The sequence below is a fragment of the Halomonas sp. Cn5-12 genome, from assembly GCF_021532545.1.
GTDB classification, from domain to species: domain Bacteria; phylum Pseudomonadota; class Gammaproteobacteria; order Pseudomonadales; family Halomonadaceae; genus Vreelandella; species Vreelandella aquamarina.
In genome coordinates this window covers 49,285-65,810 of the sequence record NZ_JAKGAY010000010.1, presented here as the reverse complement: position 1 = coordinate 65,810, position 16,526 = coordinate 49,285, and the positions used below count along the sequence as shown (strand labels likewise).

At 59.8% G+C, this 16,526-nt stretch carries 15 protein-coding genes; 11 read left to right on the top strand and 4 right to left on the bottom strand.

The window, feature by feature from the left end; all coding sequences use genetic code 11:
* Positions 1-4 precede the first annotated feature (4 nt).
* The 3 genes from L1249_RS07955 to speB all read right to left on the bottom strand — a co-directional run bounded on the left by L1249_RS07955 (position 5) and on the right by speB (position 4,112).
* Entirely contained in the window at positions 5-1,633 is a 1,629-nt protein-coding gene (locus L1249_RS07955) for a 5-guanidino-2-oxopentanoate decarboxylase (RefSeq protein ID WP_228168757.1), read from the bottom strand.
* Positions 1,634-1,643: 10 nt separating this feature from the next.
* The gene (locus tag L1249_RS07950) at positions 1,644-3,026 is read right to left on the bottom strand and encodes a YjiH family protein (protein WP_228168756.1); all 1,383 of its coding nucleotides are present in this window, start codon (positions 3,024-3,026) and stop codon (positions 1,644-1,646) included.
* Between the two features lie 135 nt (positions 3,027-3,161).
* Positions 3,162-4,112, bottom strand: coding sequence for an agmatinase (gene speB, locus L1249_RS07945; protein ID WP_074211450.1), 951 nt, complete (start codon positions 4,110-4,112; stop codon positions 3,162-3,164).
* Positions 4,113-4,365: 253 nt separating this feature from the next.
* Between speB and L1249_RS07940 the strand changes: the two genes are divergently transcribed.
* The 8 genes from L1249_RS07940 to L1249_RS07905 all read left to right on the top strand — a co-directional run bounded on the left by L1249_RS07940 (position 4,366) and on the right by L1249_RS07905 (position 13,462).
* Complete coding sequence (locus tag L1249_RS07940) at positions 4,366-5,784, top strand: sigma-54 interaction domain-containing protein (protein ID WP_228168755.1); 1,419 nt, start codon at positions 4,366-4,368, stop codon at positions 5,782-5,784.
* A gap of 94 nt (positions 5,785-5,878) precedes the next feature.
* Positions 5,879-7,006 carry an ABC transporter ATP-binding protein gene (locus L1249_RS07935; RefSeq protein WP_228168754.1) on the top strand — a complete coding sequence of 376 codons (1,128 nt, stop codon included), beginning with the start codon at positions 5,879-5,881 and terminating at the stop codon, positions 7,004-7,006.
* A 44-nt stretch (positions 7,007-7,050) separates the two neighbouring features.
* Positions 7,051-8,331 (top strand): ABC transporter substrate-binding protein, encoded by a 1,281-nt coding sequence (locus tag L1249_RS07930; RefSeq protein ID WP_058578170.1) that lies wholly within the window; start codon positions 7,051-7,053, stop codon positions 8,329-8,331.
* Positions 8,332-8,399: 68 nt separating this feature from the next.
* Positions 8,400-9,284 carry a carbohydrate ABC transporter permease gene (locus tag L1249_RS07925; protein ID WP_058578169.1) on the top strand — a complete coding sequence of 295 codons (885 nt, stop codon included), beginning with the start codon at positions 8,400-8,402 and terminating at the stop codon, positions 9,282-9,284.
* Positions 9,281-10,126: a carbohydrate ABC transporter permease gene (locus L1249_RS07920; RefSeq protein WP_058578168.1), complete on the top strand. Its 846-nt coding sequence runs from the start codon at positions 9,281-9,283 to the stop codon at positions 10,124-10,126. Before L1249_RS07925 ends, L1249_RS07920 begins: the two co-directional genes overlap by 4 nt.
* Positions 10,127-10,188: 62 nt before the next feature.
* Entirely contained in the window at positions 10,189-12,309 is a 2,121-nt protein-coding gene (recQ, locus tag L1249_RS07915; RefSeq protein ID WP_235253483.1) for a DNA helicase RecQ, read from the top strand.
* Positions 12,310-12,383: 74 nt separating this feature from the next.
* The gene (locus tag L1249_RS07910; RefSeq protein WP_054641243.1) at positions 12,384-12,785 is read left to right on the top strand and encodes an MbcA/ParS/Xre antitoxin family protein; all 402 of its coding nucleotides are present in this window, start codon (positions 12,384-12,386) and stop codon (positions 12,783-12,785) included.
* Positions 12,782-13,462 carry an RES family NAD+ phosphorylase gene (locus L1249_RS07905; protein ID WP_058578166.1) on the top strand — a complete coding sequence of 227 codons (681 nt, stop codon included), beginning with the start codon at positions 12,782-12,784 and terminating at the stop codon, positions 13,460-13,462. The genes L1249_RS07910 and L1249_RS07905 overlap by 4 nt, the downstream gene beginning before the upstream one ends.
* 13 nt (positions 13,463-13,475) lie before the next feature.
* On the opposite strand, the gene mtnA is transcribed toward L1249_RS07905, so the two are convergent.
* The gene (gene mtnA, locus L1249_RS07900; protein ID WP_172514968.1) at positions 13,476-14,495 is read right to left on the bottom strand and encodes an S-methyl-5-thioribose-1-phosphate isomerase; all 1,020 of its coding nucleotides are present in this window, start codon (positions 14,493-14,495) and stop codon (positions 13,476-13,478) included.
* 104 nt (positions 14,496-14,599) lie between these two features.
* Between mtnA and mtnB the strand changes: the two genes are divergently transcribed.
* The 3 genes from mtnB to L1249_RS07885 are packed head-to-tail and all read left to right on the top strand — an operon-like array spanning position 14,600 to position 16,457.
* Positions 14,600-15,190 carry a methylthioribulose 1-phosphate dehydratase gene (gene mtnB / locus L1249_RS07895; RefSeq protein ID WP_228168752.1) on the top strand — a complete coding sequence of 197 codons (591 nt, stop codon included), beginning with the start codon at positions 14,600-14,602 and terminating at the stop codon, positions 15,188-15,190.
* The gene (mtnC, locus tag L1249_RS07890; protein ID WP_137093080.1) at positions 15,187-15,873 is read left to right on the top strand and encodes an acireductone synthase; all 687 of its coding nucleotides are present in this window, start codon (positions 15,187-15,189) and stop codon (positions 15,871-15,873) included. The genes mtnB and mtnC overlap by 4 nt, the downstream gene beginning before the upstream one ends.
* A gap of 35 nt (positions 15,874-15,908) precedes the next feature.
* A complete protein-coding gene (locus L1249_RS07885) occupies positions 15,909-16,457 on the top strand; it encodes a 1,2-dihydroxy-3-keto-5-methylthiopentene dioxygenase (protein WP_074211445.1) in 549 nt (182 codons plus the stop codon).
* Positions 16,458-16,526: the final 69 nt, after the last annotated feature.

Below are 16,526 nucleotides of genomic sequence, written 5' to 3'. Positions count from 1 at the left end.
TACCCTAGTCAGAAAGTGAGCACGCGCGCTGCCAAGCAGCGGCGTCAATTTCGATCAGTAGCGGCCCGGTGGGAACGCGGTTGGCGAGTGCCTGGGAAAGCTCAGCGGGGCTCTCTACCAACATGCCGGGGCAGCCGAAACCTTCGGCCAGAGTCAGGAAGTTTGGCGCTTGAATATCCACGCCAAAGCGGGCCACGCCGTTGGCATCCATATAGCGGCGGATCTCTTCGTAGCCCGCGTTATGCCATAGCACGATGACCACCGGCAGGCGGGCTTCCACGGCGGTGGCAAGTTCCGAGAGCGTAAACATCACCCCGCCATCTCCCACCAGCGCCACTACGGGTAGATCTGGCCGGGCTAGCTGCGCCCCTAATGCCGCAGGCAGCCCGTAGCCCAATGTGCCGTAACCGGTGGATGCATTGAAATAGCGGCGTGGCGCAGGCTGACTGACGAGGTGATTTCCGGCATACACCGGGGCGGTGGAGTCGCCCACTAGAATCGCGTTAGGTAAGTGGTCGGCCAGCGTTGCATAGAGTGGGACAAAATCGCTAAACGCGGGATCGTTGGCCAAATCTAAAGCGTTCAGAGCAGTGGCGGTCCGCTCGCCGCCCTGACGCTTCAGCGGCTCAGAAAAATGCATTAGCAGAAGCTCCAAACTGCGCCCGGCATCGCCCACCAAACCAAGCGTGGTGCGCTGATTGCGCACCAGCTGCTCGGGATCAACGTCGATACGAATCAGCGTGCCGTTGAGGTGAAAACCGTCGTCAAAAACGACGTCATAGTCGGTTTCGCCCAACTCGGTTCCTACTGCCAGAATCACATCCGCCTTAGCGGCTAGTGCCCTCACGGCGGGCAGAGCAGCATTGGCTCCTAAGTCCAGCGGGTGATCACGACCCAGCAGTCCCTTAACGTTGATGGTGGTCACCGTGGGGGCATCCAGTTGCTCAACTAATGCTCTTGCGGCTTCCGGCGCTGAAACGCAGCCGCCGCCCAATAGCACCAGGGGCTGCTTCGCTGCTTTTAGTAAGCGTGCAGCCTCGGCCAAGCCTTCTGGGTCAGGTGCAGCGCGGTAAAGCGTGGGCGCTTGCCAACTAACCGGAACGTTGACCGGCGCATTGAACAGATCGATAGGGATTTCGATATGCACCGGGCCTGGGCGCGCGCCGTTGAAAACGGCAAAGGCGCGGGCCAACACCTCGGGCAGTGTATTGGCATCCAGCAGCGTGTGGCTAAAGCGCGCCACACCACTGATCATCTGCTGCTGGCTGGGCAATTCGTGCAGCCGCCCCTGCCCTAGGCCCAAGGTATCGCGGCGGTTCACGCTGGAGATCACCAGCATGGGGATGGAGTCCGCCAGGGCTTGTCCCATGGCGGTGGCAATGTTGGTCATGCCTGGGCCGGTGATAATCAGGCACACGCCTGGCTTCCCGCTAGCGCGGGCATAGCCGTCGGCCATAAACCCCGCGCCCTGCTCATGGCGCGGGGTTATATGCTGCACATCGCTACCTTCCAGCCCGCGATAAAGCTCCACCGTATGCACGCCGGGAATGCCGAACAGAGCACGTACGCCGTAGGTATCGCGTAGCAGACGGATCAGCAAATCGGCGCAGGTCATTGTCTGCTTATCTTTCATCGATAGTCCCTTAGAAGAAAAACGTATGGGCCATAAAGGCGATGATCGGTAACGTAATCGCAGTACGCAGTAAGAAAACCGCCGCTAGTTCCCAAAATTTGATAGGGATTTTCGACTTAAGCAACAGCGCTCCAATTTCTGACATATACACCAACTGCGTCATTGAGAGGCAGGCAATCACAAAACGCGTCAGCTCGCTTTCAATGTTGGTCGCCAATACCGCAGGCAGGAACATATCGGCAAATCCCACCAGCGTTGCTGGAGCGGCGGCCTGTGCTTCAGGGATACGCAGCAGCTCCAGCACTGGCACCATAGGGTAGGAGAGCCATGTAAACAGCGGAGTAAACTCTGCCAAAATCAGCGCGACGGTGCCGATAGCAAAGACCAGCGGCAGTAACGTTAGGAAAATGTCGATAACGTTGAACAGCGCTATACGGGCTAATTCACGCGGCCCAGGCGCACTGCCTGCACGGCGAGTTGCCTGCAGCAGGCTGTAACGAAATAGGCCTACATTTTCAGTGCGTTCTTCACTCAACTGGCAACCGACCGGCTCATAGTAATCATCAGGTTTACGCGACAGCGGCGGGATCCGCGACACGATGACCGCAGCAATTAAACCTGATACCACTACAGTGAAATAGAACTGCACGAAAAGGTGGTTAAGATCAACAAAGTTGGTCACTAGCAGGCTGAAGGCGATGGAAGCGACCGAAAAGTTAGTTGCGATCACCGATGCTTCGCGGCCGTTGTAGTAACCCTGCTCGTATTGCTGAGCGGTGATCAGCACGCCAACGGTCCCCGACCCCATCCATGACGCAGTGGCATCAATCGCGCTGCGCCCCGGCAGGTTAAAGATGACCCGGAACGGCTTACGCACCATGGTGCCAATAAACTCCATAAAGCCGAACTCGACCAGAAAAGGCAGTAGCAGCGCGGCAAAGAAAAAGAACGTCAGTAGCACGGGTGCCAGATCATTAAGCATCACTCCGCCCGTGTAAGACGCTGTGACAACTTCGGGGCCGAACTGGAAAAACGTCATGATGACGAAGATCGCACCGAGTATCCGCAGCGCTACCCAAATAGCCCCCACGTCGAACATGTCTTTGAAGTGGCCTTGCTGTGCCCAGCTAGGCTGTGCGAGCTTCACATAGAGCGTCACGATGACGGATAGACACAGCACACATAGTGCAATCGCGGGCAGTGCAGCGCCCAAAAGCGACTGCAGGCCATCGGCCATTAACCCCATGCCGATATTGATCGAATCACCGACTTGAAACGGGACCAGAAAAAGCAGTACGCCCATCAGCGATGGCAGCAAAAACTTTAGAAGATGTGCTCGGGGGATCAATGAAGACGAAGTGGGTTCTTCCGACTTCGCTTGTGAATAAGACATACGATTCACCTATTGGATGTGATTATTGGAGGTGGGCTGGCGGCGTCCTGAAGGGAAGCGCGGCTCCCCTTCTTATGTTTTGTCATCTGCGCCTTGTTAGGTCAGCGCTTTTTCACGAACACGTGCATGCTAGGTTTAGGCGTTACGCTTGACGCCCGGCAGTACGCAGAGCATTTCATACAGCAGCGTGGCACCCATCAGCGCCGTATTACCGCTGGGGTCATAAGGTGGTGATACCTCTACTAGGTCACCACCGACGATGTTCAAGCCAGCGGTGCCCCGCACAATTTCCAAACCTTGGGCGGATGTCAGGCCGCCCATTTCCACAGTGCCGGTGCCAGGGGCAACGGAGGGGTCTAAGCCATCGATATCAAAGCTGATATACACCGGGATATCGCCCATCTGCTCACGCACTTCCGCCATCAATGGCGCCAGCGAGCGGTGCCAGCACTCCTCAGCCTGCACCACACGGAAGCCCTGCTCGCGGCACCAGTCGAAATCTTCAGGGGCATAACCGGTCCCGCGCAGGCCAATTTGCACGACCTTGTTATGGGCGAGTAACCCTTCCTCCTGGGCACGACGGAACGGCGTGCCGTGCGCAATGGGTTCGCCAAACATGTGCTCGTTCACATCCGCATGGGCATCGATATGAATTAGCCCCACCGGGCCGTGTTTTTTCGCTATGGCACGCAAAATGGGCAGCGTCAGAGTGTGCTCGCCGCCCAGCGTTAGCGGAATGCAGTCGTGCTTGAGCACGTCGTCATAGAAGGCGGTGATGATGTCGACGCTTTTCGGCAGGTGAAAGGTGTTGATGGGCACATCGCCGATATCCGCCACCTGTAGGCTTTCAAACGGCGCGGCACCTGTTGCCATGTTATAAGGGCGCAACATGCGCGACTCATCGCGAATCTGGCGTGGCCCTAGGCGCGTACCCGGGCGGTTCGATGTACCGATATCCATGGGTATACCGATAAACGCCGCATCCAGCCCTTCAGCACTCTCTTGCGTGGGCAGGCGCATCATGGTGGCAGGCCCCGCAAAGCGCGGCATGGTGTTGCCGCCCAGCGGCTGATTAAAGTCCGACATCATTTTCTCCTTGGATTTATTATGGCCAGCCTGACGGGCCTAGCGCTTTAGCGATTTATCTAGCTCATACACAGGTACTGCACAGACCATGCCAAGTCACCTGCGCTGATAAATAGGGAGGTTTACCGCCCCATCGATGCAAAAATGAATCGCAACGCCAATGAAATGATGCAAAAATGAATCAATGAGTCATATTTGCATTATCCTGTTCATCTAACGATACAAAAGCCGGTGCGGTAGATAAGGAAGACGCATGAGTGAAATCGACAGGCGCGTACTGCAAACCATCGTGGAAACCGCCAATGACCACTTCTTTATCGTCAGCGGCGACGGTCAGATTATGGATATCAGCCCCGGTGCCGAGGCGGTATACGGCGTATCACGGGAGGAGCTGCTTTCCAGCAGCGTTCAACAGCTCCAGGCCGCCGGTGTTCTGAAACCGTCCATCACCATGGAAGTCATCCGCACTCGACAGCCCGCTCAGCTAATGCAAATCACCGGCACGGGCCGCCGCGTCATTGCCGAAGCCTACCCCGTGTTCGCCAACGGCAAGCTGGAGCGCATTGTCAGCCGCTCACGGGATTTGACCGACCTTCAGCTGCTGCAGGACGAATACGCTCTGCTGCAAAAACGTTTTAGTGAACACTTGAAACGCAGCCAGGCCGCCCCCGATGCCGAAGAGCAAGCGCTGGATGCTGCGCTGGACCACCTTCAGGTCAGAAGCCATGTGATGCGGGAAATCGCCCTGTTGCTCAAGCGCGTGGCATCATCGGATGCCAACGTGCTGATGCTGGGGGAGTCTGGCGTGGGCAAGACAGCCTTTGCCAAGCAGCTCCACCGCTGGAGCGAGCGCCATCATGGCCCGTTCATCGAGGTCAACTGCGCAGCGATCCCGGAAAACCTGTTCGAGTCGGAGATGTTCGGCTACCAGCCCGGCGCCTTCAGCGGTGCCGCGCGGCAAGGCAAGGCCGGACTGCTGGAGCAGGCCGAAGGGGGCACGCTCTTTCTGGATGAAATTGGCGAGCTGCCACTGCTGATGCAGACCAAACTGCTGAAAGTGATTCAAGATGGCAGCTTGACCCGGTTGGGCGACACGCGGGCTCGTCGCGTCAATTTCCGGCTGGTCGTGGCGACCAATCAGGACTTGGCCAAACGGGTCGAAACCGGCCTGTTCAGGCTCGACCTCTACTATCGTCTGAACGTCATCCCCATCACGCTGCCCCCGCTACGCGAGCGCCGCGAAGACATTCCCGTGCTGGTGGAAGCCTGCCTGACCCGGCTGAACCACCGCTATGGCCGCCAAAAAATCATCAGTAACCCGGCCTGGTCGACGCTGATGGGCAGCGACTGGCCCGGCAACGTGCGGGAGCTGGAAAACTGGCTGGAAAGAGCCTGGCTCTCAAGCCCCGGCGACCAGATCGAAGCGCCCGCGGCACCTTCGGCCTCTGAGCCACCCGACACACCGCTGCCCACTGCGTGGCTGACGTCCCCAGCGGCGTCTCTGCAACAGGACGAAAGCCTGAAGGAGTACCTGGCGCGCATCGAGCGCGAGACCTTGAGCCAACTGTGCGGCACTCTGCCCAGCACGTATGCCATCGCCAAACGTTTGGGCATCAGCCAATCCAGCGTCGTGCGCCGCCTGCAGCATTACGGCATCAAGATCACCCCGTGATCGCCTCACGACATCAACCTGACATCCAGGCGTCATACAAACGCAACACCTTGCTCTCACTATAGATCGTCGCCACGCATGACGGATGAGAGCCATGAACCAATCGCGCATTCGCCTGGCAGGCGTCTCCAAGCACTGGGGCGCGACCACGGCAGTCAACGACATTTCCTTCGATATCCAGCCTGGGCAGTTCGTCATTCTGCTGGGGCCGTCAGGCTGTGGAAAATCCACCACGCTGCGCATGATCGCAGGTTTGGAAGAAGCCAGCGGCGGGGAGATTCATATTGGTGAGCGCGATGTGACACGCCTGCCACCTGGCGACCGTGGGCTGAGCATGGTGTTTCAGTCCTATGCGCTATTTCCGCATTTGAGCGTGGCCGACAACATCGTCTTTGGCCTGCGCAGCCGGAAGGTAGCGAAGGCAGAACGGCAGCAGCGCCTGGCCCAGGTGGCCGAGCTGGTGGACCTGACGGATTACCTGCACCGCAAACCGGCCCAGCTTTCCGGCGGCCAGCGTCAGCGGGTGGCGCTGGCGCGAGCGATTATCTCAGAGCACCCCATCTGTTTGATGGATGAGCCGCTGTCCAACCTAGATGCGCGGCTGCGCAGCGATATGCGCAGGGAGATCAAAGCCCTGCAATCACGACTCGATATGACGGTGGTTTACGTCACTCACGACCAGGTGGAGGCCATGAGCATGGGAGACCGTGTGATCTTGATGCAACAGGGACATATCGTGCAGGACGGCACACCCGACGCGCTTTATAACCAGCCCGCCAGTGCGTTTGCCGCCAGCTTTATTGGCAGCCCGGCCATGAACCTTTTGCCTCTAGTGCAAGGTGACCAGGGGGCCGTTATCGAGGGCGAACCCTCGACCCCAGTGGCCCCCATGGAGGCCGCCGGGGGTCAGTTGGGCGTGCGCCCTGAAGATATCGAACTGCGCCCAGCATCCGAGGCAGGCATTCCGGCCCAGGTACTCAGCGATGAGTACTTAGGTGCCGACACGATTGCCCATGTCGCCGTTGGCAATCACACCGTGCGCGTTCGTCTAAGCGGTAAGCAAGCGCTCTCTGGTAAGCCCTGCAAACTCTACTGGACGCCAGATAGCGCCCATTTGTTTGATCAACAGGGTCTGCGTCAGCAAGCGTTAGCGCCTCTTGCCTTACCCGCTTCGCATCGAAGCGTACCGCGCCCGCCCGCAGTGGGCTCTTTCCAACACTGACCGCTCTCATCCTGACAACATCACAAACACTTGTGGAGTCTCTCATGAGTTCTCAGTTCTCTTTTGCAATGACAGCCATCGCCGCAGCACTGTTAGGTGCCGGCCACGCCAGCGCTAACAGTGTCGACTTGACGATGTACTACCCTGTTTCAGTAGGTGGCGCACTGACCGAGGTCGTTGACAACTTGGTGGAAGAGTTTGAAAGCGAACACCCGGACATCAACGTAGAAGCCATCTACGCGGGCAACTACGACGACACCCGAGTACGCGCCATGTCCGCCATGGAAGCGGGTGATACGCCTCAGCTATCGGTGCTGTTCTCCATCGACCTGTACGAACTGATTGAGCAGAACGCCATTGTGGCCTTTGACGACCTCATCGAAACCGAGGAAGAGCAAGCGTGGCTGGAGAGCTTCTACCCCGGTCTGATGGAGAACGGTCAGCTGGATGGCAAAACCTACGGCATCCCCTTCCAGCGCTCCACTATCGTGCTGTTCTGGAACAAAGACGCCTTTGAAGCCGCTGGCCTAGACCCCGAAACGCCCCCTGAGAACTGGGAAGAGATGGCTGAAATGGCCGCCACCGTGCGGGAAGCCTCCAACGGTGAACAGTGGGGCGTGATGGTGCCTTCCACCGGCTACCCTTACTGGATGTTTCAGGCCTTCGCTTTTCAGAACGGCCATCGCTTGATGAGCGACGATGGTACGGAAGTTTATTTTGACGACCCGGCCGCTGTTGAAGCGTTGGAGTACTGGGTGTCGCTGGCCACCGAGCACAATGCCATGCCCGATGGCACCATCGAGTGGGGTACGCTGCGCCAAAACTTTATCGAGCAGTCCACCGCGATGATGTGGCACACCACGGGCAACCTGACCGCCGTGCGCAACGAGGCCAATTTTGATTTTGGCGTCGCCATGCTGCCCATGAAGACCCAGCGCGGCAGCCCCACCGGTGGCGGCAATTTTTATATCTTTGAAGATGCCAGTGAAGAAGAGCAGCGCGCGGCGATGACCTTCATCCGCTGGATGACCGCCCCCGAGCGTGCCGCCGCGTGGTCGATTGAAACCGGCTATATGGGCGTTAGCCCCGCCGCTTATGACACCGATGCATTGCAGCGCTACGTGGCAGAGTTTGCTCCCGCCGCCGTGGCCCGGGACCAGCTCGAACATGGCACTGCTGAGCTCTCTACCTACCAGGGTGGCCGCGTGCGCCGTGCCTTAGATAACGCCGTGCAGGCCGCGCTGACGGGCCAAATGAGCCCTGCCGAAGCGCTGAGCCAGGCCCAGCGTGAGGCCGATGCCGCGCTACGCCGCTATGCACAGTAAGTGTCACTAGGGTTACGTTTCCATGCTCGCCGGGGTTCGCCCCGGCTTTTTCTCATCACGGCTGCCTTATGAACCTGAACGCCCATCGAACGATGCAGCTTTACGGTGCCCTACTGCTCCTTCCAGCGGCGCTGCTGCTCAGTACCTTTGCCTACCTGCCCACGATCACCACCGTGATCAACAGTCTTTTTTTGCCCGGCTTTCGCGGCGAACCCACCGCCTTTGTCGGGCTCGACAATTATCGCGTGCTGCTGGACGACCCCACGTTCTGGAAGGTAGCCCGCAACAACCTGCTTTACGCCCTGGGTACGATTCCCACATCCATTGCGCTGGCCCTCGGCATGGCGCTATTTGTGAACGGCAAGCTGCCAGGGCGTGGGCTGGTACGCATGGCTTACTTCACACCCACCATTTTGCCCATGATCGCCGCCGCCAATATCTGGATGTTTTTCTATGCCCCGCAGATAGGGCTATTTAACAAGCTGCTTGGCGCGTTAGGTTTTTCTGGCGTGAACTGGCTGGGCGACCCCAGCGTAGCGCTTGGGTCGGTCATCGTGATGTCGGTGTGGAAAGAGGCGGGGTTTTTCATGATCTTCTACCTTGCCGCGCTACAGGCCATCCCCCCGGAGCTTAAGGAAGCCGCTGACCTGGAGGGCACGAGCCGTTGGAGCTTCTTTTGGCGAGTGACCTTTCCCCTGCTGATGCCCACCACGCTGTTCGTGCTGATCAATGCGCTGATCAATGCAGTGCGGGTGGTCGACCACCTGTTCATTCTCACCAAGGGCGGGCCCAATAACGCCACCAACCTGCTGCTGTACTACGTCTATGAGAATGCCTTTTCGTTCTTTGACCGCACCATGGCGGCCACCATCACCGTGGTGATTCTGCTGGTGTTGGCCGTGGTGGCCACGCTGAAGTTCACGATTCTAGATCGCAGGACGCACTACCAATGAATACGCCCGCTACCTACGCGCCCCGCTCACGTTTCTACTACTCACTTCCAGCGCTGGAAACAGTAGCGGCATGGATGCTCGCAGTTATTTGGATTTTCCCACTGCTGTACGCCTTTTGGGCCGCCTTCCATCCCAGCGAATTTATGGTGAATTTCGAGCTATTCGCCCCGCTCACGCTGGAGAACTTCACCAACGCCTGGGCTCAGGCACCCTTTGGGCGCTACTACCTGAATACCTTTGCCCTCGTCACTGGCGTTGTCGTTGCCCAGTTCGTGGTGTGTACGCTGGCGGCGTTTGCCTTTGCCCGCTTTCCCATTCCCGGTAAGAACCTGCTGTTCATGCTGGTACTGATTCAGCTGTTCGTGTTTCCCGAAGTGCTGATCGTCGAAAACTACCGTATCGCCAGCGAGCTGGGGCTGATCAATACCATCACCGGCATTGGCCTGCCCTACGTGGCCAGCGCCTTCGGCATTTTCCTGCTGCGTCAGACCTTCAAGACCATCCCCCGAGAGCTGGAGGACGCCGCCCGTATCGAGGGCTGTGGCTGGCTGGAAATTTTGTGGAAGGTCTACGTGCCGCTGGCCAAGCCCACCTATCTGGCCTACGGGCTGGTGTCGATCAGCCACCACTGGAACAACTTCCTGTGGCCGCTAGTGGTGACCAACTCCGTGGAAAGCCGCCCGCTGACGGTAGGATTGGGCGTGTTCTCCGCGCCAGAAACCGGCGTCAATTGGGCCACCGTCAGCGCTGCCACGCTGCTGAGTATTGCGCCGCTGCTGGTGGCTTTTCTGCTGTTCCAGCGCCAGTTCGTGCAGTCGTTTTTACGGGCGGGGATTCGCTAACCCAACTCACTCGGGTTTTCGTGCGACAATTCTCCTTCACGCACACGACAAGGAGAGCAGCGATGCACGACGACTCGGCAGCCCTCAAAGTACTGCGGGAAGTCTTTGGCTTTGAGCGCTTTCGTGGCCCGCAGCAGGCCATCATTGAGCATGTGATGGCCGGAGGCGATGCGCTGGTGCTGATGCCCACCGGCGGCGGTAAATCGCTGTGCTATCAGATCCCTGCGCTGCTACGTGAAGGCACCGCGATTGTGGTCTCGCCGCTGATCGCGCTGATGCAGGACCAGGTGGCCGCGCTGATCCAGAACGGGGTGCGCGCCGCCTACCTGAACTCCAGCCTTGAGATGCATGAGGCGATGGAGGTGGAGAACCGCCTGCGTGCAGGCGAGCTGGACCTGCTCTACATCGCGCCCGAGCGGCTGGCCACGGCACGCATGCAGATGCTGCTCGAGCAGACACGCATCGCGCTGTTCGCCATCGACGAGGCCCACTGCGTTTCCCAATGGGGGCACGATTTCCGCCCCGAGTATCGCCAGCTCTCCCACCTGCACCAGCGTTTTCCCGACGTGCCGCGCATCGCGCTCACCGCCACCGCCGACGTGCCTACCCGGCACGACATCATGGAGCACCTGCAGCTTCAGGAAGCCGCGCTCTACAACAACGGTTTCGACCGCCCCAATATTCGCTACCACATCGCGGAAAATCAGGGCAATGCCAAAGAGCAGCTGCTGAGTTTCATCCGCGAACACCACGACGGCGAAGCGGGCATCGTCTACTGCCTCTCTCGGCGCAAGGTGGAGGAGACCGCCGCTTGGCTGGCTCGCCAGGGGTTGACCGCGCTGCCCTACCACGCCGGGCTGCCCGCCGAGCAGCGCCAGCAGCACCAAACCCGCTTTCTGCGCGAAGACGGCGTGGTGATAGTCGCCACCATCGCTTTTGGCATGGGCATCGACAAACCCGACGTGCGTTTCGTGGCGCACCTCAATCTGCCCAAAAGCATCGAAGCCTACTACCAGGAAACCGGCCGCGCCGGGCGCGATGGGCTGCCCGCCGATGCCTGGATGGCCTATGGCCTGCAGGACGTGATCACCCTGCGCCAGATGCAGCAGGACTCCAGTGCCGCCGACCAGCAAAAGCGCATCGAACAGCAGAAGCTCGACGCCATGCTAGGGCTATGCGAGATCATCAGCTGCCGCCGTCAGGCGCTGCTTCACTACTTTGGCGATTCATTAGACGAACCCTGCGGCAACTGCGATAACTGCCTCACCCCGCCTGACACCTGGGAGGCCACGGTGGCTGCGCAGAAGGCGCTGTCGTGTGTCTACCGCACCGAGCAGCGCTTTGGCGTCACTTATCTGGTGGATGTGCTGCTCGGCAAGCGCAACGAGCGTATCAGCCGCTTTGGTCACGACAGCCTGAGCACCTTCGGCATCGGCCAGGAGCTCACCGCCAGCGAGTGGAAAGCACTCTTTCGGCAGCTGATCGCCAGCGGCTATTTGAGCGTGGATATGGAGGGCCATGGCGCGATCAAGCTCACCGCCAACGCCAGGCCCATACTGCGCGGCGAGCAACGTCTCACCCTGCGCAAACCCAGCAAGCCCGCGCGACGCGGAGCCAAAGGGGCATCTGCCGCCAAGGGCCACGGCGTACTGTGGGAAGCGCTGCGCCAGCATCGCAAAGCGCTGGCCGATGCCCAGGGCGTACCCGCCTACGTGATCTTCAACGACGCTACCCTGGCCGAGCTGGTAGCGCAAAAACCGCAAACGCTGCAGGCGCTGGGCACCATCTCGGGCATCGGCGCGCGCAAACTGGCCGATTACGGCGAAGGATTTCTGGCGGTGGTACTGGCGCACCCCAATGAGCCCGAAACGCCCACCGACATCGGCAATAGCGCCATGGAATCCGCCACGCTGCTGCGCCAGGGGCTAACCCCCGAACAAGTCGCCGAGCAGCGCGGGCTGGCCGCCAACACGGTCTACCGCCATTTGAGCGATGCCATTCAAGGCGGCGAACTGAGCCTGGAAGAGGTGGTCAACCTGGACCAAGCAACCCTGGCACAGATTCACGCAGCGTTTGAGCAGTTTCCAGACCAAGGGCTGAAAGTGGTGTTCGAAGCGCTGGAGGGCCGTATTGATTACCCGGTTCTGCACTGCGTGCGGGCATCCATGGCTGCCAAGCGTTAACGCCCACCAAATAATCGTATTTTTTAAAAATCGCTCATTTGGTGTATTCTCTATTCAAGAGAGGAGAAAGCGATATGGCCATTCAGCACAACACCGCTACCAAGCGCCGTGACATGGGAGCCGCTGCCATGCGCACGTATCCCAACATATCCCGCCGCTGGGGGCTGAAAGAGAGCGAAGCCGCCTTATTACTCGGCGTGCCCGACTCCACTTACCGGCGTTGGAAGCAAACTCCCGAGCAAGCCCGCCTGGATGCCAACCATCTTGAGCGCATGTCGTTGATTCTGGGCATCTACAAGGCGCTGCATATCCTGCTCCCCAATCAGGAGGCCGCCGATAGCTGGCTAAAACGAGCCAACAGCAACCCACTGTTTGCCGGTCACACGCCCATGGAACGCCTGTTAAGTGGTCACGTTTCCGACCTCTATGTCGTTCGGCAGCACTTGGATGCCGCACGTGGAGGGGGCCATGTATGAACTTCCCGCTCAGCAACGTCACATGGCGGCCAAGCTACCGCGTTATCCCTTCGCGCTTCCCTCCGATTGATCTGTTCGAAGGCGTCAATAGCCACACTGACGACTGGGACCTGCTTAACGAACTGGAAGGCGAGACCTCTGCTAGGCTTCGTGAAGAAATGGGCGCGATCCATCTGGTGCGCGACGGCGACCGCCGGTATGGGCCTGGATGGACACCCGTCATGGCGGCGTTTTGTCATTTCCCTGCCTCCGGTTCGCGGTTTAGCGATGGCACCTTTGGTGCCTACTACTGCGCACTCACCGAAGCCACCGCCATTGCAGAAACCCTGTACCACGCAGAGCGCTTCATGGGGGAGTCCAACGAGCCGCCCATGATGCTGCAGCAGCGCGTCTATCTCTCCGATTTGATGGGGCAACTGATTGACTTGCGGGGCCACCGCGACGCAGAGCCCCTACTCACCCCAGACAGCTGGTCTGCCGGGCAAGCCCTGGGCAGAAACGCTTGGGAGCAGCAGGCAGATGGCATCGTTTACCCCAGCGTTCGCGACCCCGATGGCGAGTGCGCCGCAGTGCTAAGACCCCCGGTACTCTCCGCCACGCGGCAAGGCCGTCATCTCGGTTATGATTGGGACGGTCAGCGCATTCGGCACGTTTATGAGCTAACGCTTCTAAACTGAGCCTGCCTGACCGCTAGCGCCATCCTCGCAGATGCTCGCCCCGTGCAATCGCCGCTGAGTCAAACACGCCAGTATCCAAAATCCAGGCGGTGACTAGCTTGGCGGGCGTCACGTCGAAGGCTGGGTTCCACACCGGTGCATCGCTGGGCGCCCACACCACCTCGCCAAACGCGCCGGCGGCACCGCGCACCTCCGCGCCATCGCGCTGCTCGATGGGAATCGCCGCGCCGGTCGCGCAGGCGGGGTCGACCGTGGTGTAGGGGGCAACCACATAGAACGGCACCTGATGGTAGTGCGCCGCCACCGCCAGCATGTAGGTGCCCACTTTGTTGGCAAAGTCACCGTTGGCGCAGATGCGGTCCGCGCCGACCATCACTTTATCCACCTTGCCCGCCGCCATTAAGCTGGCCGCCATGCTGTCGGTGATTAGCTGGTAGGGAATGCCTAAATCGGCCATTTCCCACGCGGTTAAACGCCCGCCCTGGAGCAGCGGGCGGGTCTCATCTACGTAGACATGCAGATCTATGCCGCGTTGTTTGGCGATGGCCAACGCGCCAATCGCGGTGCCCACTCCGGCAGTGGCCAGCGCTCCGGTGTTGCAGTGGGTCAGCACCCGGTCGCCGGAGGCCAGCAGGTCGGCGCCCCGCTCGGCCATGCGTTGGCACAGCGCGCGGTCCTCTTCGAACAGCGCCTTGGCACGTTCGGCCAGGGCGTTAGCGCCCTGGGCAAAGCAGGCTTCCATGGCGTCCAGGCAGTACATCAGGTTCACTGCCGTGGGTCGCGTCGCCCGTAAGCGGTCGCTGACGGCTTGCCACTCGGATTCGGGATGGCGAGCGGCGTACTGGGCCAGGACAAAGGCGGCGCTTAAGCCAATCAGCGGCGCACCGCGAATGGCGAGGTGTTTGACCGCGTGCTGCCATGCGTCGGGGGAGTCGCAGCGCACCCACTCTTCGGCCTGGGGTAGCCGAGTTTGGTCCAGATACTCAAGCGCGTCGGCATACACCCGTAAACTGCGTGACTGTAAATTAACCATGAGGGACTCCTTGGGTATTGGACGAGCAGAACAGCGGCACGGCTTATCAGGCGCGAAGCTTATCATATAGAATGGCTGCCACTAGACGAGGCGATGCTGACCCGATGAACACCTTACACACCGAACTGCTGGACGCCATCTGCTGGGCGGCACAGCAAGGCTGGACCCCCGCCACCGGCGGCAACTTTTCTGCGCGTACCGAGGCGGGCTATTTAGTCACCGCCTCCGGGCGGGATAAAACCCGTATCCAGGCGGATGACCTGCTGCTGTGTGACCTGGAAGGCCGTGTGCTGGAAGGCAACGGCAAACCCAGCGCCGAAAGTGACCTACACGCCGCGCTGTACCGGCTAGACCCAAGCATTCACTGCGTGCTGCACACCCACACCGTGGCCAGCACCGTGCTGTCGCGACGCTTTCCCGATGGCATCGAACTGAGCGGTTTCGAGATGCAAAAGGCGTTGGCGGGCAATGTGACGCATGATGCGACGATTCTTTTGCCGGTGGTGCCTAACTCCCAGGATATGGAGGAGTTAGCAGAGCACGTTCGCCAAGGCTGGCCGATGCCCTGGGGCTTTTTGGTGGCAGGCCACGGCATTTACGCCGTGGGCGACAGCATTGCCAGCTGCCGCCGCCATCTGGAAGCGATTGAATTTTTACTTGCCTGTGTACTGGAAGAGAGCCGGTGGCCCCAATGAGCAACCCAACCGTTCGCGCTATCGTGACCGATATCGAAGGCACCACCACCGATATCAACTTCGTTCACAAAGTGCTGTTCCCCTATGCCCACGCCAAGCTGCCTGACTTTCTGCGCGAGAACGCAGAGGCACCGGCGGTGGCCGAGCAGATCCAAGCCGTGCGTGATGTCATGCAGGACGCCGACGCCTCGCTGGAAGCGGTCATCGCCACGCTGCTGCACTGGATCGACACCGACCAGAAAGTGACGCCGCTGAAAGCCCTGCAGGGCATGGTATGGGCCGACGGCTACCAGCGCGGCGACTTCACCGGCCATTTATACGCGGATGTGGCGCCAGCGCTGCGCCAGTGGCAGGCGGAAGGCAAGGCGCTGTATGTGTACTCGTCAGGCTCGGTGCAGGCGCAGAAGCTGCTGTTTGGCTACAGCGATGAAGGCGATTTGACCCCGCTGTTCAGCGGCTACTTCGACACCCATGTTGGCCATAAGCGCGAGGCCGCCTCGTATCAGCGTATCCTCGACACCCTTGACCTGCCGCCCGCATCGGTGCTGTTCTTGTCAGATGTCGTCGAAGAGCTGGATGCGGCCCAGCAGGCGGGCATGCAAACGCTACAGCTGGTGCGTGAAGGCACCCAGGCGGGCACCCGCCATCCGTGCGTCACCCGTTTCGACGAGATCCACCTGTAACGTTTCTGTCTCGTCACTTTCAAGGAGAGCTTACGATGTCGCAACTCAAAGTATTTGCCGATAACAATCCCCATGATGCCCTCATCGACACCACCGACGGCGAACGGATTACCGCTGAGCTAAACCAGGTAGGCGTACTGTTCGAGCGCTGGGCAACCCCAGGCGAGATTGCCGACGATGCTACCCAGGAAGAGATCCTGGCGCTTTACCAGGAAGATATCGACCGGGTAAAAGCCAAGGGCGGCTACCAGACCGTCGACGTGCTGCACATGGTGCCCACCCACCCGGACAAGGAAGCGATGCGCCAGAAGTTCCTGAACGAGCACCGCCACCATGAAGACGAAGTTCGCTTCTTCGTCAAAGGCCAGGGGCTGTTCTGCCTGCACATCGACGACAAGGTCTACCAGGTGCTCTGCACCCGCAACGACCTGATCAGCGTGCCCGCCAACACCCCGCACTGGTTCGACATGGGCCCCGAGCCGGAATTCACCGCGCTGCGCTTCTTCGACAATGTGGAAGGCTGGGTCCCCCACTGGACCGAAAGCGACATCGCCGGAAAATTTGATCGTTTGGATCAGCTTTAACGTGTGAAGGCGGCTATCGCCGCCCTCGCGGGTGCCTCATTTGCTCGTACCTCGCAAGATTCGTTACGC